We start from the raw sequence: 23,378 nt of genomic DNA, 5'->3' as shown, positions 1-23,378 counted from the left end.
GCGCTCGTGACCCTGGTCCTGCGATACGCGGCGCGCAGCGATCGCGGCTTGGTACGCGCCAACAACGAAGACTCGGTCTACGCTGGGGCACGGCTATTGGCCCTGGCCGACGGCATGGGTGGGCATGCGGCCGGCGAGGTGGCGTCCCAGTTGGTGATTGCCGCATTGGCCCATCTCGATGACGACGAGCCCGGTGGCGATCTGCTGGCCAAGCTGGCTGCCGCGGTGCGCGCCGGCAACTCGGCTATCGCAGCGCAAGTCGAGATGGAGCCCGATCTCGAAGGCATGGGTACCACGCTCACCGCAATCCTGTTCGCGGGCAACCGGCTCGGCCTGGTGCATATCGGTGACTCGCGCGGTTACCTGCTGCGCGACGGTGAGCTGACGCAGATCACCAAGGACGACACGTTTGTCCAAACGCTGGTCGACGAAGGCCGGATCACCCCGGAGGAGGCGCACAGCCACCCGCAACGCTCGTTGATCATGCGGGCGTTGACCGGCCATGAGGTCGAACCGACGCTGACCATGCGAGAAGCCCGCGCCGGTGATCGTTACCTGCTGTGCTCGGACGGGTTGTCCGATCCGGTTAGCGATGAAACTATCCTCGAGGCCCTGCAGATCCCCGAGGTTGCCGAGAGCGCTCACCGCCTCATTGAACTGGCGCTGCGCGGCGGCGGCCCCGACAACGTCACTGTCGTCGTCGCCGACGTCGTCGACTACGACTACGGCCAGACCCAACCGATTCTGGCCGGGGCGGTCTCAGGCGACGACGACCAACTGACCCTGCCCAACACCGCCGCCGGCCGGGCCTCTGCCATCAGCCAGCGCAAGGAGATCGTTAAACGCGTTCCGCCACAGGCCGATACATTCAGTCGGCCACGGTGGTCGGGCCGACGGCTAGCATTCGTTGTCGCACTGGTGACCGTGCTGATGACTGCGGGCCTGCTCATTGGTCGCGCGATCATCCGCAGCAACTACTACGTAGCGGACTACGCCGGCAGCGTGTCCATCATGCGGGGGATTCAAGGGTCGCTACTGGGCATGTCCCTGCACCAGCCTTACCTGATGGGCTGCCTCAGCCCGCGTAACGAGCTGTCGCAGATCAGCTACGGACAGTCTGGGGGCCCTCTCGACTGCCATCTGATGAAACTGGAGGATCTGCGACCGCCGGAGCGCGCACAGGTTCGGGCCGGTCTCCCGGCCGGCACTCTCGATGACGCCATCGGGCAGTTGCGCGAACTGGCGGCCAACTCCCTGCTGCCGCCTTGCCCGGCGCCGCGTGCCACGTCCCCGCCCGGGCGCCCGGCCCCACCCACCACCAGCGAGACAACCGAACCAAACGTCACCTCCTCGCCAGCCGCTCCATCACCCACCACCTCCGCGTCGGCCCCCACCGGAACTACTCCTGCCATCCCCACGAGTGCCTCCCCGGCAGCGCCCGCGTCGCCGCCGACGCCTTGGCCCGTCACCAGCTCGCCGACGATGGCCGCACTTCCGCCACCCCCGCCTCAGCCGGGCATCGACTGCCGGGCGGCGGCATGACGACACGACTGCAAGCGCCGGTGGCCGTAACGCCCCCGTTGCCGACTCGGCGCAACGCTGAACTGCTGCTGCTGTGCTTTGCCGCCGTAATCACGTTTGCCGCACTGCTGGTCGTGCAGGCCAATCAAGACCAGGGGGTGCCCTGGGACTTGACTAGCTACGGACTGGCCTTCCTGACCCTGTTCGGATCCGCGCATCTGGCCATCCGGCGCTTCGCCCCCTACACTGACCCGCTGTTGCTCCCGGTGGTGGCACTGCTCAACGGACTTGGCCTGGTAATGATCCACCGCCTCGATCTGGTGGACAACGAGATCGGCGAGCATCGGCACCCCAGCGCAAACCAGCAGATGCTGTGGACGCTGGTGGGCGTAGCTGCCTTCGCGCTCGTGGTGACCTTCCTCAAGGACCACCGACAGCTCGCACGCTACGGCTACATTTGCGGGCTCGCGGGTCTGGTTTTCTTGGCAGTTCCCGCGCTGCTCCCGGCAGCACTGTCCGAACAGAACGGCGCCAAGATCTGGATCCGGTTGCCCGGCTTCTCGATTCAACCCGCCGAATTTTCAAAGATTCTGCTGCTGATCTTCTTTTCGGCGGTACTGGTGGCCAAACGCGGCCTGTTCACCAGCGCCGGCAAACATTTGCTCGGAATGACCCTGCCGCGCCCGCGAGACCTCGCGCCACTGTTGGCAGCCTGGGTCATCTCGGTGGGTGTGATGGTCTTCGAGAAAGACCTCGGCGCTTCGCTGCTGCTGTACACATCGTTTCTGGTGGTGGTTTACCTCGCCACCCAGCGGTTCAGTTGGGTCGTCATCGGCCTGACTCTGTTCGCGGCAGGAACCTTGGTGGCGTACTTCATTTTTGAGCACGTCCGGCTCCGCGTACAGACCTGGCTGGATCCGTTCGCAGATCCAGACGGCACCGGATATCAGATCGTGCAGTCGCTTTTCAGCTTCGCTACAGGCGGTATCTTCGGCACCGGGCTCGGTAATGGTCAACCCGACACCGTGCCCGCGGCATCCACCGATTTCATCATCGCCGCGTTCGGCGAAGAGCTTGGGTTGGTGGGCTTGACGGCCATCCTGATGCTCTACAGCATCGTGATCATCCGGGGTTTGCGCACGGCCATCGCCACCCGCGATAGCTTCGGCAAGCTGCTGGCCGCCGGCCTCTCATCGACGCTAGCCATTCAGCTGTTCATCGTCGTCGGCGGTGTGACCCGACTCATTCCGCTGACCGGGTTGACCACACCGTGGATGTCCTACGGCGGGTCTTCACTGCTGGCCAACTACATATTGCTGGCCATCCTGGCACGCATCTCGCACGGAGCCCGCCGCCCACTGCGCACCCGCCCACGAAATAAGTCGCCGATTACGGCGGCCGGCACCGAGGTCATCGAACGCGTATGAACGCCTCTCTGCGCCGAATATCGGTGACCGTGATGGCGTTGATCGTGTTGCTACTGCTCAACGCGACCATGACGCAGGTCTTCACCGCCGACGGGCTGCGTGCCGATCCCCGCAACCAGCGAGTGTTGCTCGACGAGTATTCACGGCAGCGCGGCCAGATCACCGCTGGTGGCCAACTGCTGGCGTACTCGGTAGCCACCGACGGCCGCTTTCGTTTCCTGCGGGTCTATCCCAATCCTGAGGTGTACGCGCCGGTTACCGGCTTCTACTCCCTGCGCTATTCCAGCACCGCCCTAGAACGAGCCGAGGACCCGATATTGAACGGGTCCGACCGCCGTCTGTTCGGCCGCCGGCTGGCCGACTTCTTCACCGGTCGCGACCCACGCGGCGGTAATGTCGATACCACGATCAACCCGCGCATTCAGCAAGCCGGCTGGGACGCGATGCAGCAAGGCTGCTACGGGCCCTGTAAGGGAGCGGTGGTCGCCCTTGAGCCATCAACCGGCAAGATTTTGGCGTTGGTGTCTTCTCCGTCCTACGACCCCAACCTGCTGGCGTCGCATAACCCCGAGGTGCAGGCGCAAGCCTGGCAGCGGCTTGGCGACAATCCCGCCTCTCCACTGACCAACCGTGCCATCTCTGAGACGTATCCACCGGGTTCGACTTTCAAAGTGATCACCACTGCGGCCGCGCTGGCCGCCGGGGCCACCGAGACCGAACAGCTGACTGCGGCGCCCACAATTCCGTTGCCAGGCAGCACCGCCCAGCTAGAGAACTACGGCGGTGCGCCGTGCGGGGACGAACCCACCGTGTCGCTGCGTGAGGCATTCGTCAAATCATGCAACACCGCATTCGTCCAGCTGGGCATCCGCACCGGCGCCGACGCCCTGCGCAGCATGGCGCGCGCGTTCGGTCTCGATAGCCCACCGCGCCCAACTCCGCTGCAAGTGGCGGAATCAACCGTCGGGCCTATCCCGGACAGCGCCGCACTAGGGATGACCAGTATCGGCCAAAAGGACGTTGCGCTGACCCCGCTAGCGAACGCAGAAATAGCCGCGACCATCGCAAACGGCGGCATTACGATGAGGCCTTATCTAGTCGGCAGCCTCAAGGGACCGGACCTAGCCAATATCTCAACCACCGTCGGATACCAGCAGCGCCGCGCGGTGTCACCGCAGGTCGCCGCTAAGCTAACAGAGCTGATGGTCGGCGCCGAGAAAGTCGCACAGCAGAAAGGGGCAATCCCCGGCGTGCAGATCGCATCCAAGACGGGCACCGCCGAACATGGCACCGACCCTCGTCACACTCCACCGCACGCTTGGTACATCGCCTTTGCGCCCGCACAAGCGCCCAAGGTGGCTGTTGCCGTGCTGGTGGAGAACGGGGCTGATCGGCTGTCCGCCACCGGAGGTGCCCTCGCGGCACCGATCGGGCGGGCGGTGATCGAAGCCGCACTGCAGGGGGAACCATGAGCCCCCGAGTTGGCGTGACGCTGTCGGGCAGATACCGCCTGCAGCGCCTCATCGCCACCGGTGGTATGGGCCAAGTCTGGGAGGCCGTGGATAACCGGTTGGGCCGGCGTGTTGCGGTGAAGGTGCTCAAGAGCGAGTTCTCCTCCGATCCGGAGTTCATCGAACGGTTCCGGGCCGAAGCGCGCACCACCGCGATGCTGAACCATCCGGGCATCGCCAGCGTGCACGACTACGGCGAAAGCCAGATGAACGGGGAGGGTCGCACGGCCTACCTGGTGATGGAGCTGGTCAACGGCGAGCCACTAAATTCGGTGCTCAAACGCACCGGCCGGCTGTCGTTGCGGCACGCACTGGACATGCTCGAGCAGACCGGCCGCGCTCTGCAGATCGCGCATGCCGCTGGCCTGGTGCACCGCGACGTCAAACCGGGCAACATCTTGATCACCCCCACCGGGCAGGTGAAGATCACCGACTTCGGCATCGCCAAAGCCGTCGATGCAGCGCCCGTGACCCAGACCGGCATGGTGATGGGCACCGCCCAATACATCGCGCCGGAGCAGGCCCTCGGTCACGACGCCAGCCCGGCCAGCGACGTCTATTCACTGGGAGTTGTTGGGTATGAAGCGGTTTCGGGTAAACGGCCGTTCGCCGGCGATGGTGCCCTGACCGTGGCAATGAAGCACATCAAGGAGCCGCCGCCGCCGCTGCCTCCCGACCTGCCGCCCAATGTGCGAGAACTCATCGAGATAACTCTGGTGAAGAACCCCGCGATGCGCTATCGCAGTGGGGGACCGTTCGCCGACGCGGTGGCAGCGGTGCGCGCCGGCCGCCGGCCCCCGCGGCCCAGCCAGACACCCCCCCCTGGCCGGGCCGCCCCGGCGGCCATTCCGTCGGGTACGACAGCCAGGGTCGCGGCCAACTCTGCTGGCCGGACTGCGGCATCCCGTCGATCCCGCCCGGCCACGGGTGGTCACCGGCCGCCGCGGCGCACGTTTTCGTCCGGTCAGCGTGCGCTGCTCTGGGCCGCGGGGGTGCTGGGGGCGCTGGCAATCATCATCGCCGTGCTGCTCGTCATCAAAGCGCCCGGGGACAACAGCCCGCAGCAGGCACCGACGCCGACCGTGACCACCACCGGGAACCCTCCGGCCAGCAACACTGGCGGGACTGATGCTAGCCCGCGACTCAATTGGACGGAACGCGGGGAAACACGTCATTCTGGACTGCAAAGCTGGGTTGTCCCGCCGACACCGCATTCGCGCGCGTCGCTGGCCCGATACGAGATAGCGCAATGACCACCCCTTCCCACCTGTCCGACCGCTACGAACTTGGCGAAATCCTTGGATTTGGGGGCATGTCCGAGGTCCACCTGGCCCGCGACCTCCGGTTGCACCGCGACGTTGCGGTCAAGGTGCTGCGCGCTGATCTAGCCCGCGATCCCAGTTTTTACCTTCGCTTCCGGCGTGAGGCGCAAAACGCCGCGGCATTGAACCACCCTGCAATCGTCGCGGTCTACGACACCGGTGAAGCCGAAACGCCCGCCGGGCCATTGCCCTACATCGTCATGGAATACGTCGACGGCGTTACCCTGCGCGACATTGTCCACACCGAAGGGCCGATGACGCCCAAACGCGCCATCGAGGTCATCGCCGACGCCTGCCAAGCGCTGAACTTCAGTCATCAGAACGGAATCATCCACCGTGACGTCAAGCCGGCGAACATCATGATCAGCGCGACCAATGCAGTAAAGGTGATGGATTTCGGCATCGCCCGCGCCATTGCCGACAGCGGCAACAGCGTGACCCAGACCGCAGCAGTGATCGGCACGGCGCAGTACCTGTCACCCGAACAGGCCCGGGGTGATTCCGTCGACGCCCGATCCGATGTCTATTCCTTGGGCTGTGTTCTTTATGAAGTCCTCACCGGGGAGCCACCTTTCACCGGCGACTCACCCGTCTCGGTTGCCTACCAACATGTGCGCGAAGACCCGATCCCACCTTCGGCGCGGCACGAAGGCCTCTCCGCCGACCTGGACGCCGTCGTTCTCAAGGCGCTGGCCAAAAATCCGGAAAACCGCTATCAGACAGCGGCGGAGATGCGCGCCGACCTGGTCCGCGTGCACAACGGTGAGCCGCCCGAGGCGCCCAAAGTGCTCACCGATGCCGAGCGGACCTCGCTGCTGTCGTCTGCGGCCGGCAACCTTAGCGGTCCGCGCACCGATCCGCTACCACGCCAGGACTTAGACGACACCGACCGTGACCGCAGCATCGGTTCGGTGGGCCGTTGGGTTGCGGTGGTCGCCGTGCTCGCTGTGCTGACCGTCGTGGTAACCATCGCCATCAACACGTTCGGCGGCATCACCCGCGACGTTCAAGTTCCCGACGTTCGGGGTCAATCCTCCGCCGACGCCATCGCCACACTGCAAAACCGGGGCTTCAAAATCCGCACCTTGCAGAAGCCGGACTCGACAATCCCACCGGACCACGTTATCGGCACCGACCCGGCCGCCAACACGTCGGTGAGTGCAGGCGACGAGATCACAGTCAACGTGTCCACCGGACCCGAGCAACGCGAAATACCCGACGTCTCCACGCTGACATACGCCGAAGCGGTCAAGAAACTGACTGCCGCCGGATTCGGCCGCTTCAAGGAAGCGAATTCGCCGTCCACCCCGGAACTGGTGGGCAAGGTCATCGGGACCAACCCGCCAGCCAACCAGACGTCGGCCATCACCAATGTGGTCATCATCATCGTTGGCTCTGGTCCGGCGACCAAAGACATTCCCGATGTCGCGGGCCAGACCGTCGACGTGGCGCAGAAGAACCTCAACGTCTACGGCTTCACCAAATTCAGTCAGGCCTCGGTGGACAGCCCCCGTCCCGCCGGCGAGGTGACCGGCACCAATCCACCCGCAGGCACCACAGTTCCGGTCGATTCAGTCATCGAACTACAGGTGTCCAAGGGCAACCAATTCGTCATGCCCGACCTATCCGGCATGTTCTGGGTCGACGCCGAACCACGATTGCGCGCGCTGGGCTGGACCGGGATGCTCGACAAAGGGGCCGACGTCGACGCCGGTGGCTCCCAACACAACCGGGTCGTCTATCAAAACCCGCCGGCGGGGACCGGCGTCAACCGGGACGGCATCATCACGCTGAGGTTCGGCCAGTAGCTTCGCCCGCGCTAGCGGTTGAAGTTGGGAAGTGCGGTGAGATGGCGGTGAGCACTTCGTTTTCCAGCCGACGTACCAGGGTGTCGTCTTGCGTCCATCCGCAGCAGGTGAGCCAGTTGGCCAGTATGCGGTGCCCGCCCTCGGTGAGAATCGACTCCGGATGGAACTGGACACCGTGGATCGGCAGCCCGGTGTGCTGCACGGCCATGATCACACCGCTGCTAGTGCGGGCCGTGACCCTCAGCACCGCTGGCAGCGACTTAGGCAGAATTGTCAACGAATGGTATCGAGTGGCCGTGAAGGGATCCGGAAGCCCTTGTAGCACACCGACATTGGTGTGGAATACGCTGCTGGTCTTGCCGTGCAATAGCTCGGGCGCACGGTCCACGGTGGCGCCGAACGCAACGCCGATGGCTTGGTGCCCAAGGCAGACCCCCAGCAAAGGGGTGTGTGCTGCCGCACACGCGTGCACCATACTCACCGACGCGCCCGCGCGCTCCGGGGTACCCGGACCGGGACTGAGCAGGACACCGTCGAATTGGCCGGCGACGGCGGCCTCATCGGATAGCCGGTGGTCGTCGTTGCGCCACACCTCGGCCTCGATGCCGAGCTGGCCGAGGTACTGCACCAGGTTGAACACGAAGCTGTCGTAGTTGTCAACGACCAGGATCCGCATCGTGACAGGCTACCGCCTGACCCTGCCGGCAGTCGTTCAGTAGTCCAAGGGGCCTGCAGGCTGCGCGAAGTGCATCCGGACGGGATCGGCATAGCCGACTATCTGCAAGTCAGGATGGACTTCTTCGCGGTACCCGAGGCCGAACCGGACCACGTACTGCTTGTAGAGCGTCACCAGGGGAGCCGCAGCCAGAGCAGCCTGCATGGCGGCGGCGTCTCCGATCGCGGCGATCGTGTAGGGCGGGCTATAGGTACGCCCGTTGAGCAGCAACGTGTTTCCGACACAACGAGCTATCGACATCGCGATGATGCGCTGGTCCTGCATCTGGATCGCCTCAGCACCGGCATTCCACAACGCGTTGAGGACAGCCTCGATGTCTTGCTGATGCACAACCAGATCGTCCGGGGACGCGTCGCGCGGAAACCGGCCGTTGGCGTCGCGTTGCGCGTCTTGCAGGGTAACCACCAGGCCCGGCCCATGGACCGGATTCATAGCCGCCACACCGGCCAGCTCGGCGGACCGCCGCTGCATGGCCGCCAACGCGGTATCGACAGATCGGCCGTGCACCGAGTCGATTCTGGTGGTCAGCGCTTCGCGTTCGGTGGCGAGACGGTTCACCGATGCCTGCGCCCGACGGACAAGGTCGACCAGTCGCGGCGCATCGCTGCGGCGGATCTCGGTGCCGCCCGACACCCCATGCGTGGCGGCCAGCAGCAGCCCCGCCAGCAAGCACACTAAGGGGACACTGAAACGCCACGCCGATCGGCGCCGATCAATCATGGTCTCTCCGTTTTCCGGGCAGGGTGTTGGGTGGGTTAGTCTCATAACAAGGTATGCCTGCAGCTGCAACTTCTATCGTTGCACCCCGGGCCATTCGTCGTCTTGTCGAGGTAGTCCCGCCAGATCCCGAGGAAAGTGATGCCCAAGTCCAAGGTCCGCAAGAAGAACGACTTCACCGTCAGCGCGGTGAGCCGCACGCCGATGAAGGTGAAGGTCGGACCGTCGAGCGTATGGTTCGTCTCGTTGTTCATCGGTCTGATGCTGATCGGACTCATCTGGTTAATGGTGTTTCAGTTGGCAGCCATTGGCAGCCAAGCCCCCACAGCGCTCAATTGGATGGCGCAACTCGGTCCCTGGAACTATGCGATCGCGTTCGCTTTCATGATCACCGGTTTGTTGCTCACGATGCGCTGGCATTGATCCACGCCGCCGATAGAATGAATTCATATTCTGGTCGGGTCGTTACTGTGCCAGCAACCTTTTGGTCACTCAATCACACGCATGTGATTCATCCCCACTGTTGATAGCGTCTGTGGATAACTTTGTCTGCAGTGGTGAGAGGGTCTAAGGAATACATGCAGCAAACAGCATGGGCGCCTCGCACCTCGGGAATCGCTGGTTGCGGAGCCGGGGGAGTCGTGATGGCTATTGCGTCTGTGACCTTAGTCACAGACACGCCCGGGCGGGTGTTGACCGGAGTTGCCGCGCTGGGTCTGATCTTGTTTGCGAGCGCCACTTGGCGCGCACGTCCAAGGCTGGCAATTACCCCCGACGGCCTGGCGATCCGAGGTTGGTTCCGGACGCAGCTATTACGACATTCCAATATCAAGATCATGCGAATCGACGAGTTTCGCCGTTACGGCCGCCTGGTGCGCCTGCTCGAGATCGAAACGGTCAGCGGGGGGCTGCTGATTTTGTCCCGCTGGGATCTCGGCACCGACCCAGTGGAGGTGCTCGATGCGCTTACCGCTGCCGGTTACGCCGGTCGCGGCCAAAGGTGAGCGGACTTGGCGTGAGGGCGTCCGGTTGAACGGCCCCAACGGCGTGTCGGTGTACCGCCACGTGCCCTGGCGGGTCCACAAGGTGTATTCGAGCGACGAGCCGACGTAGCTTCGGGTCAGGAGATGGTGATCGACTCGATCACCACCGGGTCCGTCGGCCGATCGTTGCCGTCGGTGGCCGTCTTGGAGATCGCCTCCACAACCCGCTGTGACTCCGCGTCGATCACTTCACCGAAAATGGTGTGGCGCCGGTTCAGGTGCGGAGTCTTGCCGACGGTGATGAAAAACTGTGAGCCGTTGGTGCCCGGACCGGCGTTGGCCATCGCGAGCAGATAGGGCTTGTCGAATTGCAGCTCGGGGTGGAACTCGTCGGCGAACTTGTAGCCGGGTCCGCCGCGACCCGTCCCGGTTGGATCGCCACCCTGGATCATGAAGCCCTGGATCACCCGGTGAAAGACCGCGCCGTCGTAGAACGGGCCGGACGGGCCACCTGATGCGTTTTGGGTCGAATAGTCCTTGGTGCCCTGCGCAAGGCCCACAAAATTGGCGACGGTCTTGGGCGCATGGTTTCCGAACAGGGCGATCTTGATGTCGCCGCGGTTAGTGTGCAGCGTGGCGGTAGCGGTCGCAAGGGGGCTGTTAGTCACGGAATCACAGTCTGCCATTACGCCCGGGCGGGCCCCCACCCGGTGCCCGGAACACAAACCCGCACGCGGCGCACCCGCAACGAGCCCGCCGACGGGCCAGTGATGGCAGTCTGTGAAGGAACTTGACCGAGTTATTGAGCGCAAGCCTCGGCCCGGACACAGAAAGGCGGCAAAATGAGTGAGCAGGTGGAAACCCGGTTGACCCCACGCGAGCGGCTGACCCGGGGTCTGGCCTACTCTGCGGTGGGTCCCGTGGACGTGACCCGAGGCCTCCTCGAACTCGGGGTCGGACTTGGGCTTCAGTCCGCCCGGTCGACCGCGGCCGGGCTTCGCCGCCGTTACCGGGAAGGCCGATTGGCCCGCGAGGTCGCTGCCGCCCAAGAGACGCTCGCTCAAGAGCTGACCGCTGCCCAGGACGTGGTGGCCAACCTACCGCAGGCCCTACAGGACGCCCGGACCCAACGTCGCAGCAAACACCACCTCTGGATCTTCGCGGGGATCGCGGCGGCCATCCTCGCCGGCGGTGCCGTCGCCTTCAGCATCGTCCGGCGCTCGTCGCGACCGGAGCCGTCGCCCCGACCACCGAGCGTCGAGGTGCAACCGCGCCCCTGAGGCCGGTCGTCACACGGTGGGGCCTAGGGATTCGAACCCCTGACCCCCGCCTTGCACAGGCGAATCATGATGCAGATCAATGGGTTACAACTCAGTCCACCTGCGAAAGGACACAACTGCGGTTAACAGTAGTTATCTGTAACTGTGGTCAATCGCCCAAGAATCGTGCCAGCATCGTCGCGTGCTGGTCGCTTACATAGACGAGTCCGGCAATACCGGAGACCCCGCCAACGGCGGATCCATGACTTTCGCTCTAGGGTGCGTGCTCGTGGACGCCGACAACCGGCCGACCGCGTTCGATGGGTTGCTGAGCTTCTAGCGTTCCCGGACTCGGCGGGCGGCTACATGCGCGGCAGCCATGTGCGGCGCCGGTGGTGGTCGCAGGCGGTGACCGCGGCGCAGCTGTTCCCTCAGACTGTGATGGACGCTACCGGGAAGCCGGCGGTGGTGTAGGAGTTCAAAACTGCATGAGCTCGGCACACCCGGCGTCGTTGGCGATCCAGGCCGGGGCGAATTCAAGGCACTTCAGAACATGCTCGAACACGACTCCGCCGGGTTGACCTTGGACCGCTACCGCCACCTGTACGGGTCGGGTGTCGAGGCCGTCGGAGTGGCCATCAACGCCCTCTTCACTCGCGATTGTGATCAAACGTGGTCATTCGAAGTATCCGAGCTACGCTTTTCACTTGTGGAGCCTAGGGGACTCGAACCCCTGACCCCTGCCTTGCAAAGGCAGTGCTCTACCAACTGAGCTAAGGCCCCTCTTCGTCACCGGTTATGTGATCAGGAGGTGGATCGCCGGCCACATGCCAGACATCGGCTCCGCGTCGGAACCGCACGACGATGGCCGCCACAGCGATCGCGGCCAGTGGCAATGCGAACCTCACCGAACGTCGTGACGGGCACATGGTCGTGGGCCTAGGAGGACTCGAACCTCCGACCTCTTCGTTATCAGCGAAGCGCTCTAACCGCCTGAGCTATAGGCCCGTACTCGCGTACGGCCGAGCGACGAGATTACCGCAACCGGCGCCCGACTCTCAAAACATTAGTCCCGGTCTGCCAGCGTCACTTCGATGCCGCCGATCAGATCGGTGATCAGGTTGTAGACGAACGCACCGATGGTGGCAAGCGCGGTCATCAGGACGATGTTGACCAAGCCGATCAGGAATGCGCCGCCGAAGATGGTGCCGCTGGAGACAAGTTCCGCGCTGCTGCCGCTCGCGTTGTTCAACAGGTCACCGACGTTGCTGTTGAGCTTGGCCCATACGCCCATACCGCCGAGCACCAGGTAGAGGAACGCGACCGTGATCATCCAGACGAAGAACAGCGCCACCGACAACAACAGCGACACCTTCAACGTGCTCCATGGATCAATCCGTCGGATCTGCATGCTGGCTCGAACCGGCCCGCGGCTTCGCCGCGCCGACAGCTGGACACGGGCGTCTCTACTCTCAGCGGTAATCGAACGACCGCCGCTCGAACCGGCGGCCGAATCCCCTCTCGATCCCGCGCCACCCTCCGCGGGACGCGCCGGCGCGGGGTTGCGTTGCGGGGCCCGCGGAGTCGGGCCGGATAGGTCGGGCAGCTCGCTGGCATAGGCCTCGGCGGGGGAACCGTCGCCACACCCCAGCGAAGCGTCGGGATCCGGCTGCGGGGTCCTGACCGCGGCGGCTGGGCCGGTCACCGGGGCAGACGCACCGGAGATGAAGCGATTCAGCCGAGCATCGGCGGCGGCGGGCGGGTTGGTCGGGCGCCCCTCAGGGTGTGATACCGGCGGCGGCTGATGATGCCCCGCTTGGGATTGCCGAGTCGCAGCACGCTGCCACGGCGGCGGGTCTCCAGCATCTGGTATGCGGCCTGGCCCGGTCGCTGCCCGATGTGCGCCCCCACGGTCGACCAAGCCATCCGCATTCGGGCCGTCGCCCTTGCTGAGCGCCCCCGGCTCGTTCGGTGCAGTCACCCCGACTCCTAACACTCGTACCCGGCTGCCGAGCCTAGCTGCCCGATTCCTCCTCAGATCGCTACGCGATCCGCATCGTCGTCGGGCGAGCCTGATTAATTGCCCGTCTGGTCTGCGCCGTTGGCGTCCACGGCATTATCGTCGCCACTTTCTTCGGCGTTGCGCGCGATGGCCAACAGTGTGTCGCCCTCGCCCAGATTCATCAACCGAACACCCTTGGTCTGCCGTCCCGCCTTGCGAACCTGGCGTGCCGCGGTGCGGATCACGCCACCGCCGGAAGTGACGGCATACAGCTCGCTGTCGTCGTCGACAATCAACGCCCCAACCAACCTGCCGCGCCGGCGGTCGTACATGACCGTCAGCACACCTTTACCGCCGCGGCCCTGTACCGGGTATTCCTCGATCGCGGTACGTTTCGCATAGCCCCCTGACGTCGCCACCAGCAGATAGGTGCCTTCACGCACGACGTTTAGCGACAGCAGCCGGTCGTCGATATTGAACCGCATGCCCTGCACACCCGAGGTGGCACGACCCATTGGCCGCAGCGCCTCGTCGGTCGCCGAGAACCTGATGGACTGCCCGTTGGCCGAGACCAGCAGCAGGTCGTCGTCGGCCGAACACAGCACCGCACCGACCAGCTCGTCGTTGTCGCGCAGGTTGACCGCCACGATTCCGCCCGAGCGATTGGAGTCGAAGTCGGTCAGCTTGGACTTTTTCACCAGCCCGTTGCGAGTGGCCAGCACCAGGTACGGGGCGTCGGTGTAGCCGCGGATCTGGATGACCTGGGCGATGCGTTCCTCGGGCTGGAAGGCTAACAGGTTGGCCACGTGCTGCCCGCGCGCCGTCCGGGAGGCCTCGGGCAAGTCATAGGCCTTGGCCCGATAAACCCGTCCCTGGGTGGTGAAGAACAGGATCAAATCGTGGGTGGAGCACACGAAGAAGTGCGCGACGATGTCGTCCTGCTTCAACCCCGCACCCTGCACGCCCTTGCCGCCGCGTTTCTGGCTGCGATACAGATCGGTCTTGGTGCGCTTGGCGTATCCCGTTTCGGTGATAGTGACAACGACGTCCTCGCGGGCGATCAAATCCTCGTCGCTGACGTCTCCGTCGGCCGCGATGATCCGGGTACGCCGGTCGTCGCCGTGCCTGTCCACGATTTCGGCGAGTTCGTCGCGCACGATCCCACGCTGCCGCTCGGGTTTTGCCAGGATGTCTTCCAGATCGGCGATCTCGGCCTCGATTTTGGCCAGGTCGTCGATGATGCGCTGGCGTTCCAGTGCGGCCAGGCGCCGCAACTGCATGTCCAGGATTGCCTGGGCCTGGATCTCGTCGATGTCGAGCAGCTCGATCAGTCCGGCCCGGGCGATATCGACGGTCTCCGACGCCCGGATCAGTGCAATGACCTCGTCCAGCGCGTCGAGCGCTTTAACCAGGCCGCGCAGAATGTGGGCTCGCTCGTTTACCTTGCGCAGCCGGTAGGTGGTGCGCCGCACAATGACGTCGAGTTGGTGGTCAACGTAATAGCGGATCAGCTGGTCCAGCCGCAGCGTGCGCGGCACCCCGTCGACGATCGCTAGCATGTTGGCGCCAAAGCTGGTCTGCAGCTGGGTGTGCTTGTAAAGGTTATTGATCACCACCTTGGCCACCGCATCGCGCTTGATCTCGATGACGATGCGTAAACCGACCCGATCGCTAGACTGGTCCTCAATGTTGGAAATGCCGGCCAGCTTGCCGTCTCGGACCTGTTCGGCGATCGAAGTGATGAAGTTGTCGTGGTTGACCTGATACGGCAACTCGGTGATCACCAGCGAGGTACGACCGCGGGAATCCTCTTCTACCTCAACAACTCCGCGCATTCGAATGGAGCCGCGGCCAGTTTTGTAGGCATCAGCGGTGCCCTGGGATCCGACGATCAGTCCGGCGGTCGGGAAGTCCGGGCCTTCAACCCGCCCCATGACCGCGGCCAGGGTCTCCTCTTCGTCGGCGTCGTGATTCTCCAGCGCCCAGAACACCGCGTCGGCCAGCTCACGCAGGTTGTGCGGCGGGATATTGGTTGCCATGCCGACCGCGATGCCGCCTGACCCGTTGGCCAGCAGGTTGGGGAACCGGCTGGGTAGCACCGTCGGCTCTTGCACCCGGCCGTCGTAGTTAGGGATGAAATCGACTGTCTCCTCGTCGATTTCCCTCAGCATCTCCATCGCCAACGGGGTCAGCCGGGCTTCGGTGTACCTCATCGCCGCCGGTGGGTCATTGCCTGGCGAGCCGAAGTTGCCCTGGCCGTCCACCAGCGGGTAGCGCAGCGACCAGGGCTGGGCCATGCGCACCAGGGTGTCGTAGATCGACGCGTCGCCGTGCGGGTGGTAGTTGCCCATGGTCTCGGCAACCGACCGGGCCGACTTGGCGTGGCTGCGGTCCGGGCGGAAGCCGGAATCGAACATTGCATAGAGCACCCGGCGATGCACGGGCTTGAGCCCGTCGCGCACCTCCGGCAGCGCGCGGCCGACGATCACGCTCATCGCATAGTCGATGTAGCTGCGCTGCATCTCCTGCTGGATGTCAACCGGTTCGATCCGGTCGAGCGAGTCGTCAGGCGGCAACGTCGTGTCTGTCATCTATTCCTCGTTTGCAATCGAACGCAGGGTTGCGTTAGACATCCAGGAACCGAACATCCTTGGCGTTGCGGGTGATAAAGCTGCGCCGCGCGTCGACGTCCTCGCCCATCAGGATGGAGAACAACTCGTCGGCGGCGGCGGCGTCGTCCAGCGTCACTTGACGCAACACACGAACCGAGGGATCCATGGTGGTCTCCCACAACTCCTTAGCGTCCATTTCACCTAGACCCTTGTACCGCTGAATGCCGTCTTCCTTGTTGATCTTCTTCCCGGCCTTCAGCCCCGCCTCCAGCAGACCGTCGCGCTCGCGGTCGGAGTATGCGAATTCCGGGTCACTGCGCTGCCACTTGAGTTTGTACAGCGGCGGTTGTGCCAAAAACACATGCCCGTTCTCGATGAGCGGCCGCATGAACCGGAACAACAACGTCAACAACAGCGTGGAAATATGTTGGCCGTCAACATCGGCGTCGGCCATCAGCACGATCTTGTGGTAGCGCAGCTTGCCGATATCGAACTCGTCGTGGATCCCGGTGCCCAGCGCCGTGATGATCGCCTGAACTTCGGTGTTCTTTAGCACCCGGTCGATGCGCGCTTTCTCCACATTGATGATCTTGCCGCGCAGCGGAAGTATCGCCTGGAACATCGAATCGCGACCGCTTTTTGCAGAACCGCCGGCCGAGTCACCTTCTACGACATACAGTTCGGACTTGCGCGGATCCGTGGAACGGCAATCGGCCAGCTTGCCGGGCAATCCACCGATGTCGGTGGCGCTCTTACGCCGCACCAACTCTCGTGCCTTACGTGCCGCGATACGGGCTTGCGCCGAGGACACAGCCTTGTTCACAACGACTTTCGCGTCGGTGGGGTTGGCTTCAAACCAGTGGGTCAGCTGTTCGTTACAGACCTTCTGCACAAACGATTTGACCTCGGTGTTGCCCAACTTGGTCTTGGTCTGGCCCTCGAACTGCGGTTCGCTGACCTTCACCGAGATCACAGCGGCCAGGCCTTCCCGGATATCGTCACCGGTGAGGTTGGGGTCCTTGTCCTTCAGTAGCTTGCGGTCCTTGGCGTACTTGTTCACCACCGACGTCAGCGCGCTGCGGAAGCCCTCTTCGTGGGTGCCGCCCTCGTGGGTGTTGATGGTGTTGGCGAAGGTGTGCACCGACTCCGAATACCCAGCGTTCCATTGGATCGCGATCTCCACCTCGTGCCCGGTGCCCTTGCCGGAAAAGTCCACGATGCTGCTATGAATCGCGTTCTTGGTGCGGTTGATGTGTTTCACGAAGTCCACCAGGCCACCCGGATAGTGAAAGGTGCGGCTCTTAACTTTGTGCGGTGCAGTGGATTCGGCTGCGCGTTCACTTGCCGACTTCGGCGCCTCGGCGACGTCGCTGACCACTTCGTCGACGACCTCGTCTTGGGTCACCCTCTCGTCGGTCAGGTTGATGGTCAGCCCCTTGTTGAGGAACGCCATCTCTTGCAGCCGGCGGGCGACGGTTTCGAAGTCGTATTCCGTGGTTTCGAAAACAGCGGGGTCGGCCCAGAACCGCACCGTTGACCCCGTCTTCTTGGTCGGCGCCCCTTGCTTGAGGCCCAGGGGTTCCGACTTCTCATAAACCTGAGACCACTCGTACCCGTCGCGCTTGATCTCGACTTCGAGCCGGGTGGATAGCGCGTTAACCACCGACACGCCGACGCCGTGCAGACCACCAGATATCGCATACGCGTCCGAGTCGAACTTGCCGCCGGCATGTAGTTGTGTCATCACCACGTCGACGGTCGGTATGCCGGAGGCGTGGGTGGCGACCGGAATGCCGCGGCCGTCGTCGGCGACCTCGACACCGCCATCCTCAAGCAGCACTACGTTCACTGTGGTTGCATAACCGGCCATCGCCTCGTCGACCGCGTTGTCGACCACCTCCCAAATGAGATGGTGTAAACCGCGCTCACCGGTCGAGCCAATGTACATGCCGGGACGTTTGCGGACGGCCTCCAGCCCTTCGAGAATGGTGATAGACGCAGCGCCGTATTCGTCTTGGGCCTTCTTTTTCTGGGCAGCCACGATCCGAATACTCTCCTCAGGGGTTGCGTGCATGCGGTTGAGTCGCCGCAGGGGGTCGCACACCACTGTACCGTGATCGGGCGCCAGGGCCGATCTTCTGGCCTCGTTTTTACCCATCTAACCGCGCCGTGCGTCGGACATCTTTCTTCCTGGTGCGTCCCGACGTCCGGCATACGGATCCGCTTCGTCCTCGAGGCTCTCAGGCCGGGACCGGAGCGCCTTGTTCTGGGCCGATCGACGTGTTATCCGTAGGTGTCGCGCGGACCCCTACCGGCAATATGGCGAGGCCCCTTGCGCCACGATGGTGCCGCCGGCCCGGTGATCTTTAGCGATCGCACCACATCGTTGCCAACCGCTGCGGCGATCTTGGCCAGAAGCTGGGCCTGCATGATCCTCAACTGCGTCGCCCACGCCGTCGACTCCGCAATCACGCTCAACACCCCGTCGTTTAGCGCAGTCGGGCGTGCATGTTCGGCGATCTGGTGGCCGACCACCGCAGACCACTGGCCGAGCACCATACCCTCGGCGACCCGCACCGACCAGCCGCGTTTCTTTGCCAGCTCACGAGCGGCCTTACCCAGCGGTTGTGGATCACGAATGTCGGGCCCCGGACCCGACCAGCTTCGTCGCCGTCCGGCCACCCGACCCGACGCAACGGAAGCGACCCGCCCTCGACCGGCGTCTTGTCCGCGCGCGCGGGCAGCAGCACGAGCTTCGTCCAGGGTGCGCCTGACCAAATCCAACCCTGGTGACTTCATTGATCGCTCACCGCGATTCTGGTCGGGCCGGTCAACAGAACCCGTCATGGCAGAACCACCGACATCGATCCGGTGTCATCGGCACGCACATCGATGTGCACCCGCCTGGCGTCCCAGCCGGCGGGAATATCCTCGAGCACCGCGGCAGTCACCAACACCTGTTCGGCGGACTCGGCCGCCGTCGCCAACGCTCGACGGCGCATGACATCCAGTTCGGCGAACACGTCGTCGAGCAACAACACCGGCTCACCACCATCAACGCGTAACAGTTGATAGGCCGCCAACCGCAGTGCCACCGCCAACGACCACGCCTCCCCATGGCTAGCAAATCCTTTCGCGGGTTGATCGCCTAGTCGCAGTATTAGGTCGTCACGGTGCGGACCAACTAGACAAACCCCACGCTCGAGTTCGGCATCCCGACGGGCCGCCAGCGCCGCCAACAGCCGAGCTGCTAACAATTGCCGATCGGTATCTGACTGCTCGCTGGGACCGGTTACATCCATGCTGGCCCGATAACCGATAGACGCCGATCGCGATTCCGGCGCCAACAGCTGGTATGCCTTCTTCACTTCCGGTGCCAACTGGTTGACCAAATCGATGCGGGCGGCCACCAGTTCAGCCCCGTGCTCCGCCAAACGACTGTCCCATACCTCAAGAGTGTCAAACACACCCCGGTCACCCCGATACCGTGCTCCAGGTACGGACTTCAATAACGCCGTCCGCTGGCGCAACACCCTCTCATATTCGGCTCGTACCGCAGCGATCGCAGGCCTACGCACGATCGCCAGATCATCCAGATAGCGCCGCCGGTCAGCGGGATCCCCACGAACCAACCCCAGATCCTCAGGGGCAAACAACACAGCTCGAAGCACTCCGACCACATCACGTGTACTTCGGACCGATGATCGATTCAATCGCGCTTTGTTGACTCGCCCCGTGGCGATCTCGAGGTCGACGGCACATTCTCTACCGTCGTTCACCACGATCGTGGAGATCACCGCACGATCGGTACCTACCCGGATCAACGGCAAATCGGCGCTAACGCGGTGCGAACCTAACGTCGTCGAATACCACAGTGCCTCAATAAGATTCGTCTTACCATAACCGTTAGGCCCAACAAAAACCGTCCGCCCTGGATGCAATTCCAGATCTACACATGCCCAGGACCGGAAGTCACGCAGCCCCAAATGACGGACGTACACCTACCCGGGCGCCAAGTGCTCAGCCCGGCAACCGAACCGGCATCAACAGATAGACATAGTCCGTCGACACCGCCGGGAACGGACCGTTGCCATTCAGACCCGCCACAGGGCGATCGTCCCCGGACACCGGACGTAGCAAGGCAGGCTTACCCGCAGTCGTAAACCCGAAAGACACTCGCTCCGAGCGCAACGAACTCAAACCGTCCGTTAGATAGGTTGGGTTAAACGCAATCGTCAATGGTTCACCGGCATAGTCAACAACAAGATCTTCCTCGGCTCGTCCAACATCATCGGCACCCGCAGAAAGCCGCACGCTGCCATCAGCGAACTCCATGCGCACCTGCGCGCCCCGATCAGCTACCAACGCAACCAGCTTGATCGCTTCGATCAACTCGGCCACGTCCATGGTGGCCACCGCGGTGTGTTCGGTTGGTAGCAACTGCCGAAACTTCGGGAACTCGGCATCAAGAAGTCGCGTGGTGCTGCGCTTGCCGTTCCCACTGATACCGAGCAGGCCATCCTTGCCCACCCCCGGCCCAGTACCCAACGACAAACGAACGTCAGAGCCGCCGATGCCCGCTTTGGCGGCCTCGGCCAGCGTCTTGGCCGGGACCAGCACAGCCGCTTCGATATCTGGCGACGACGCCGACCACTTCAGTTCTCGAACAGCCAGGCGAAACCTGTCGGTAGCGGCCAAAACCACCGTCTCACCGAGGATTTCGACCCGGATGCCGGTCAACATAGGCAGCGTGTCGTCCCGGCCGGCGGCGATAGCGACCTGACTGATTGCCTCGGCGAATAATTCCGCAGGCAACAATCCGGTCTCTTCCGGCAGCGTCGGCAGCGTCGGATAATCCTCGACTGGCATCGTCGGTAGCGAAAACCTGGCGTTACCGCAGGTCAATGCGACCCGGTTACCTTCGACATGAACGTCTACGGGCTTGTTAGGCAACGCCCGGGTAATATCGGACAACAATCGGCCAGAAACTAAAACGCTTCCAGGAGAAACAATTTCAGCGCCAACCTGGGCCTCGGCGGAAACCTCGTAGTCGAATCCGGAAATCGTCAGACCGTTGTCCGAGCCGGTCAACAACACGCCGGAGAGCACCGGCACCGCGGGCCTGGCTGGCAGATTTTTAGCCACCCACGACACCGCATCGGCGAAAGACTCTCGTAGCAAACGAAACGTCAAGTCGGTGAGGCCAACTCTTGTCGTAGCCGCGTCCATTGCGCCCTTTCACCTCACGATGAGTTCGATCCCGTGGCTAGCGCCCCGCTAGCGTGGGGACTGCCAACGACGAACGCCCATGACGCGTGACCCGCCACGACGGCCGCAACAGCAGTCGAACAACAACCGTAGAGCTTCTCACGTCAACTTGAAAGTTCATCATTGACCTCTGACCCACCGCGACGAGCCAGTTATGCGGGTGGTATCCAGCGAACGATCCCCAGCGCTGTCTTTCCAAGAACAAACGACGAAGAAATCTCGGTAACAGTATTAGAGGGTGTGCAGTTTGGGGACAGTCTGGTCTTGGTGCAGGTCGACGTCGGTCGGAGTTGTGGATGACGGTGGCGATGACTGTGGGGTGTGTGTTGGGTCGGTGGGGATGAGGCGTGGGTTGTGAACGGAACCGCCGGGACTGTATGAGTCTGTGCGCGGTTTGTGCACAGCGACACTCACAGCCAATCTCTGTGACTGGTGTGACCTGGGAGAGAGAAGTTTTTTTAAGAACGTTGTCGGAAGAACACGCCGTGCTAGCGCTTGGAGCGCTGACGGATGCGAGTGGTGAGTTCTTTGACGTGATCAAAGACCTCACGGCGCTCGGCCATCTCGGACAGGATCTTGCGTTGGGCGTACATGACGGTTGTGTGATCACGGCCGAACGCTTGGCCGATTTTGGGCAACGAAAGATCGGTGAGCTCACGACACAGGTACATCGCAATCTGTCGTGACTGGGCCAGTGCTCGGGTCTTGCCGGGCCCGCGAAGCTCTTCGACGGTAGTGTCGAAGTATTCGGCGGTGGCAGCCATGATCGTCGCCGCGCTGATTTGCATGGTGTTGGCGTCGGCGATCAGATCGCGAAGCACAATCTCGGCCAGCGCTTTGTCGATTGGTGTTTTGTTCAATGAGGCGAACGCGGTGACCCGGATCAGCGCGCCCTCGAGTTCACGGATATTGCGTTCGATACTGCTGGCGATGAGTTCGAGGACATCGTCGGGGACCGCGAGCCGTTCCATCTGTGCTTTCTTGCGCAAGATGGCGATGCGGGTCTCCAGCTCGGGTGGTTGTACGTCAGTGATCAGCCCCCACTCAAAGCGGGTTCTCAGCCGGTCCTCGAGGGTGGCGAGCTGCTTGGGTGGGCGGTCAGATGAGATGACGATTTGCTTGTTGGCATTGTGCAAGGTGTTGAAGGTGTGGAAGAACTCCTCTTGAATACCCTCTTTGCCTTCAATGAATTGGATGTCGTCGACCAACAGCACGTCTACGTCGCGGTAGCTGCGTTTGAATGCGACCTTGCGGTCATCGCGGAGCGAGTTAATGAAGTCGTTGGTGAATTCCTCGGTGGAGACATATTTGACCCGCATTCCCGGGAACAACCGTTGGGCATAGTTGCCTGCCGCGTGTAGCAGGTGTGTCTTGCCGAGACCGGACTCGCCCCAGATGAACAGGGGGTTGTAAGCGCGGGCGGGTGCTTCTGCGATCGCCAAGGCGGCGGCGTGCGCGAACCGGTTGGAGGCGCCGATAACGAACGTATCAAAGGTGTAGCGACGGTTAAGGCTGGTTACGCCAGCGGTAGCGGAATCGGTATTGTGCGGGCGCTCGGTGAAGTAACTTGGCCAACTGTGCTGGTTATCGCCCCGTGCCGCAGCGCTGTCATCAATCTCGTCGTTGTCGGTTGTGGTGTCTGGCGATGTGGTAGCAGGATTTTCGGAAGGCGGCACGGTAGTGTCGTCGGCTTCGTCGGTCGCCGGCGGAGCGATGCGGACCCCGAGTTGGATCTGATGTCCGAGTCGGCGGCTGAGAGCGTCGGTAATCGGGGCCCGCAGATGGCGCTCGATTTCGTTTTGGACAAAGCTGCTCGGCACGGATAACAGAGCAAACCCCTCGACGATGGTCAATGGCTGGACGAGATTGAGCCAAGCCCTTTGCTGAGGGGTCAGCGGAGCGCTGAGATTAGCATCACTGCTGGGTCCGTCGTCAACCTTAGGGTCGCCGTTAAGTTCGGAGACGACCGCGTTCCACACTGTGGTGAAGCCTGAACCGGGGTCATCGGTCAACGACGTATCTCCCTGGTTCTCGTTAGTTCCGGGTCTTGGTTCCGGGTCGAGCTACAACCGTTGTTGTGGGCAGGTGAACTGTCCACATGGCTATCCACAAATGTGGACAGTACCGTCGATAACCAGCCGCAAACTACCGGCAACGGCTCGCGATCCTCGTGTTGAAAACACCCGGTTCAAGTTGTCCGGGCCGCTAGTCG

The 23,378-nt window shown here is 63.1% G+C and carries 20 protein-coding genes and 2 tRNA genes; 9 read left to right on the top strand and 13 right to left on the bottom strand.

Annotated elements, in window-relative coordinates; translation table 11 throughout:
* The first annotated feature begins 6 nt into the window (after window positions 1–6).
* The 5 genes from pstP to pknB are packed head-to-tail and all read left to right on the top strand — an operon-like array spanning window position 7 to window position 7,589.
* Complete coding sequence (gene pstP, locus FF952_RS00110) at window positions 7–1,542, top strand: serine/threonine phosphatase PstP (RefSeq protein ID WP_031653679.1); 1,536 nt, start codon at window positions 7–9, stop codon at window positions 1,540–1,542.
* Window positions 1,539–2,948 carry an FtsW/RodA/SpoVE family cell cycle protein gene (locus FF952_RS00105; RefSeq protein ID WP_003905207.1) on the top strand — a complete coding sequence of 470 codons (1,410 nt, stop codon included), beginning with the start codon at window positions 1,539–1,541 and terminating at the stop codon, window positions 2,946–2,948. The genes pstP and FF952_RS00105 overlap by 4 nt, the downstream gene beginning before the upstream one ends.
* On the top strand, window positions 2,945–4,420 hold the full coding sequence (pbpA, locus tag FF952_RS00100; RefSeq protein WP_003899775.1) for a D,D-transpeptidase PbpA: 1,476 nt from the start codon (window positions 2,945–2,947) through the stop codon (window positions 4,418–4,420). Before FF952_RS00105 ends, pbpA begins: the two co-directional genes overlap by 4 nt.
* Window positions 4,417–5,712 carry a serine/threonine protein kinase PknA gene (pknA, locus tag FF952_RS00095; RefSeq protein ID WP_003400358.1) on the top strand — a complete coding sequence of 432 codons (1,296 nt, stop codon included), beginning with the start codon at window positions 4,417–4,419 and terminating at the stop codon, window positions 5,710–5,712. The genes pbpA and pknA overlap by 4 nt, the downstream gene beginning before the upstream one ends.
* Complete coding sequence (pknB, locus tag FF952_RS00090; RefSeq protein ID WP_003905206.1) at window positions 5,709–7,589, top strand: Stk1 family PASTA domain-containing Ser/Thr kinase; 1,881 nt, start codon at window positions 5,709–5,711, stop codon at window positions 7,587–7,589. The genes pknA and pknB overlap by 4 nt, the downstream gene beginning before the upstream one ends.
* Here pknB and FF952_RS00085 read toward each other — a convergent pair.
* Window positions 7,567–8,265: an aminodeoxychorismate/anthranilate synthase component II gene (locus FF952_RS00085; RefSeq protein WP_003400352.1), complete on the bottom strand. Its 699-nt coding sequence runs from the start codon at window positions 8,263–8,265 to the stop codon at window positions 7,567–7,569. The two genes, pknB and FF952_RS00085, sit on opposite strands and share 23 nt — an antisense overlap.
* A gap of 36 nt (window positions 8,266–8,301) precedes the next feature.
* The gene (locus FF952_RS00080; protein ID WP_015291828.1) at window positions 8,302–9,045 is read right to left on the bottom strand and encodes a DUF881 domain-containing protein; all 744 of its coding nucleotides are present in this window, start codon (window positions 9,043–9,045) and stop codon (window positions 8,302–8,304) included.
* A 138-nt stretch (window positions 9,046–9,183) separates the two neighbouring features.
* On the opposite strand from FF952_RS00080, the gene crgA reads away from it, so the two are divergent.
* Both crgA and FF952_RS00070 read left to right on the top strand, forming a co-directional pair.
* Window positions 9,184–9,465, top strand: coding sequence for a cell division protein CrgA (crgA, locus tag FF952_RS00075; protein WP_003400344.1), 282 nt, complete (start codon window positions 9,184–9,186; stop codon window positions 9,463–9,465).
* A 155-nt stretch (window positions 9,466–9,620) separates the two neighbouring features.
* A complete protein-coding gene (locus tag FF952_RS00070; RefSeq protein WP_003902798.1) occupies window positions 9,621–10,046 on the top strand; it encodes a PH domain-containing protein in 426 nt (141 codons plus the stop codon).
* A gap of 116 nt (window positions 10,047–10,162) precedes the next feature.
* Here FF952_RS00070 and ppiA read toward each other — a convergent pair whose 3' ends face one another.
* Window positions 10,163–10,711, bottom strand: coding sequence for a peptidylprolyl isomerase PpiA (gene ppiA / locus FF952_RS00065; protein WP_003400321.1), 549 nt, complete (start codon window positions 10,709–10,711; stop codon window positions 10,163–10,165).
* A gap of 156 nt (window positions 10,712–10,867) precedes the next feature.
* Between ppiA and cwsA the strand changes: the two genes are divergently transcribed.
* Together cwsA and FF952_RS00055 are read left to right on the top strand one after the other, a co-directional pair.
* Entirely contained in the window at window positions 10,868–11,305 is a 438-nt protein-coding gene (cwsA, locus tag FF952_RS00060) for a cell wall synthesis protein CwsA (RefSeq protein WP_003400307.1), read from the top strand.
* A gap of 181 nt (window positions 11,306–11,486) precedes the next feature.
* Window positions 11,487–11,624, top strand: a complete 138-nt coding sequence (locus FF952_RS00055; protein ID WP_003400297.1) for a hypothetical protein — start codon at window positions 11,487–11,489, stop codon at window positions 11,622–11,624.
* Between the two features lie 138 nt (window positions 11,625–11,762).
* Here FF952_RS00055 and FF952_RS00050 read toward each other — a convergent pair whose 3' ends face one another.
* From FF952_RS00050 to dnaA, 10 genes are all read right to left on the bottom strand, one after another.
* Window positions 11,763–11,954, bottom strand: a complete 192-nt coding sequence (locus FF952_RS00050) for a hypothetical protein (RefSeq protein ID WP_003400294.1) — start codon at window positions 11,952–11,954, stop codon at window positions 11,763–11,765.
* A gap of 40 nt (window positions 11,955–11,994) precedes the next feature.
* A tRNA-Ala gene (locus FF952_RS00045) sits at window positions 11,995–12,067 on the bottom strand.
* A 151-nt stretch (window positions 12,068–12,218) separates the two neighbouring features.
* A tRNA-Ile gene (locus tag FF952_RS00040) sits at window positions 12,219–12,292 on the bottom strand.
* Between the two features lie 58 nt (window positions 12,293–12,350).
* Entirely contained in the window at window positions 12,351–13,265 is a 915-nt protein-coding gene (locus FF952_RS00035; RefSeq protein WP_003905204.1) for a DUF3566 domain-containing protein, read from the bottom strand.
* A 95-nt stretch (window positions 13,266–13,360) separates the two neighbouring features.
* Window positions 13,361–15,877: a DNA topoisomerase (ATP-hydrolyzing) subunit A gene (gene gyrA / locus FF952_RS00030; RefSeq protein WP_031680874.1), complete on the bottom strand. Its 2,517-nt coding sequence runs from the start codon at window positions 15,875–15,877 to the stop codon at window positions 13,361–13,363.
* 34 nt (window positions 15,878–15,911) lie between these two features.
* The gene (gene gyrB / locus FF952_RS00025; RefSeq protein ID WP_014587925.1) at window positions 15,912–17,939 is read right to left on the bottom strand and encodes a DNA topoisomerase (ATP-hydrolyzing) subunit B; all 2,028 of its coding nucleotides are present in this window, start codon (window positions 17,937–17,939) and stop codon (window positions 15,912–15,914) included.
* A gap of 242 nt (window positions 17,940–18,181) precedes the next feature.
* Window positions 18,182–18,745, bottom strand: coding sequence for a DNA replication protein DciA (locus tag FF952_RS00020; RefSeq protein ID WP_003899769.1), 564 nt, complete (start codon window positions 18,743–18,745; stop codon window positions 18,182–18,184).
* Window positions 18,742–19,899 carry a DNA replication/repair protein RecF gene (gene recF, locus FF952_RS00015; protein WP_003899768.1) on the bottom strand — a complete coding sequence of 386 codons (1,158 nt, stop codon included), beginning with the start codon at window positions 19,897–19,899 and terminating at the stop codon, window positions 18,742–18,744. The genes FF952_RS00020 and recF overlap by 4 nt, the downstream gene beginning before the upstream one ends.
* A 19-nt stretch (window positions 19,900–19,918) precedes the next feature.
* On the bottom strand, window positions 19,919–21,127 hold the full coding sequence (dnaN, locus tag FF952_RS00010; RefSeq protein WP_003400271.1) for a DNA polymerase III subunit beta: 1,209 nt from the start codon (window positions 21,125–21,127) through the stop codon (window positions 19,919–19,921).
* A gap of 527 nt (window positions 21,128–21,654) precedes the next feature.
* Window positions 21,655–23,178 carry a chromosomal replication initiator protein DnaA gene (gene dnaA, locus FF952_RS00005; RefSeq protein ID WP_003400253.1) on the bottom strand — a complete coding sequence of 508 codons (1,524 nt, stop codon included), beginning with the start codon at window positions 23,176–23,178 and terminating at the stop codon, window positions 21,655–21,657.
* Window positions 23,179–23,378: the final 200 nt, after the last annotated feature.

The sequence above is a fragment of the Mycobacterium tuberculosis complex sp. N0072 genome (genome assembly GCF_030323725.1).
GTDB lineage: Bacteria > Actinomycetota > Actinomycetes > Mycobacteriales > Mycobacteriaceae > Mycobacterium > Mycobacterium tuberculosis.
The sequence above is the reverse complement of the archived record's forward strand: the minus strand, read 5'-3'. Positions and strand labels throughout refer to the sequence as shown.

Excerpts from the sequence above, each read along its gene's own strand:
- FF952_RS00105 (WP_003905207.1), top strand. The coding sequence starts at position 1,539 with ATGACGACACGACTGCAAGCGCCGGTGGCCGTAACGCCCCCGTTGCCG.
- pbpA (WP_003899775.1), top strand. The coding sequence starts at position 2,945 with ATGAACGCCTCTCTGCGCCGAATATCGGTGACCGTGATGGCGTTGATC.
- pknA (WP_003400358.1), top strand. The coding sequence starts at position 4,417 with ATGAGCCCCCGAGTTGGCGTGACGCTGTCGGGCAGATACCGCCTGCAG.
- pknB (WP_003905206.1), top strand. The coding sequence starts at position 5,709 with ATGACCACCCCTTCCCACCTGTCCGACCGCTACGAACTTGGCGAAATC.
- FF952_RS00085 (WP_003400352.1), bottom strand. The coding sequence starts at position 8,265 with ATGCGGATCCTGGTCGTTGACAACTACGACAGCTTCGTGTTCAACCTG.
- FF952_RS00080 (WP_015291828.1), bottom strand. The coding sequence starts at position 9,045 with ATGATTGATCGGCGCCGATCGGCGTGGCGTTTCAGTGTCCCCTTAGTG.
- crgA (WP_003400344.1), top strand. The coding sequence starts at position 9,184 with ATGCCCAAGTCCAAGGTCCGCAAGAAGAACGACTTCACCGTCAGCGCG.
- FF952_RS00070 (WP_003902798.1), top strand. The coding sequence starts at position 9,621 with ATGCAGCAAACAGCATGGGCGCCTCGCACCTCGGGAATCGCTGGTTGC.
- ppiA (WP_003400321.1), bottom strand. The coding sequence starts at position 10,711 with ATGGCAGACTGTGATTCCGTGACTAACAGCCCCCTTGCGACCGCTACC.
- cwsA (WP_003400307.1), top strand. The coding sequence starts at position 10,868 with ATGAGTGAGCAGGTGGAAACCCGGTTGACCCCACGCGAGCGGCTGACC.
- gyrA (WP_031680874.1), bottom strand. The coding sequence starts at position 15,877 with ATGACAGACACGACGTTGCCGCCTGACGACTCGCTCGACCGGATCGAA.
- FF952_RS00020 (WP_003899769.1), bottom strand. The coding sequence starts at position 18,745 with ATGACGGGTTCTGTTGACCGGCCCGACCAGAATCGCGGTGAGCGATCA.
- dnaN (WP_003400271.1), bottom strand. The coding sequence starts at position 21,127 with ATGGACGCGGCTACGACAAGAGTTGGCCTCACCGACTTGACGTTTCGT.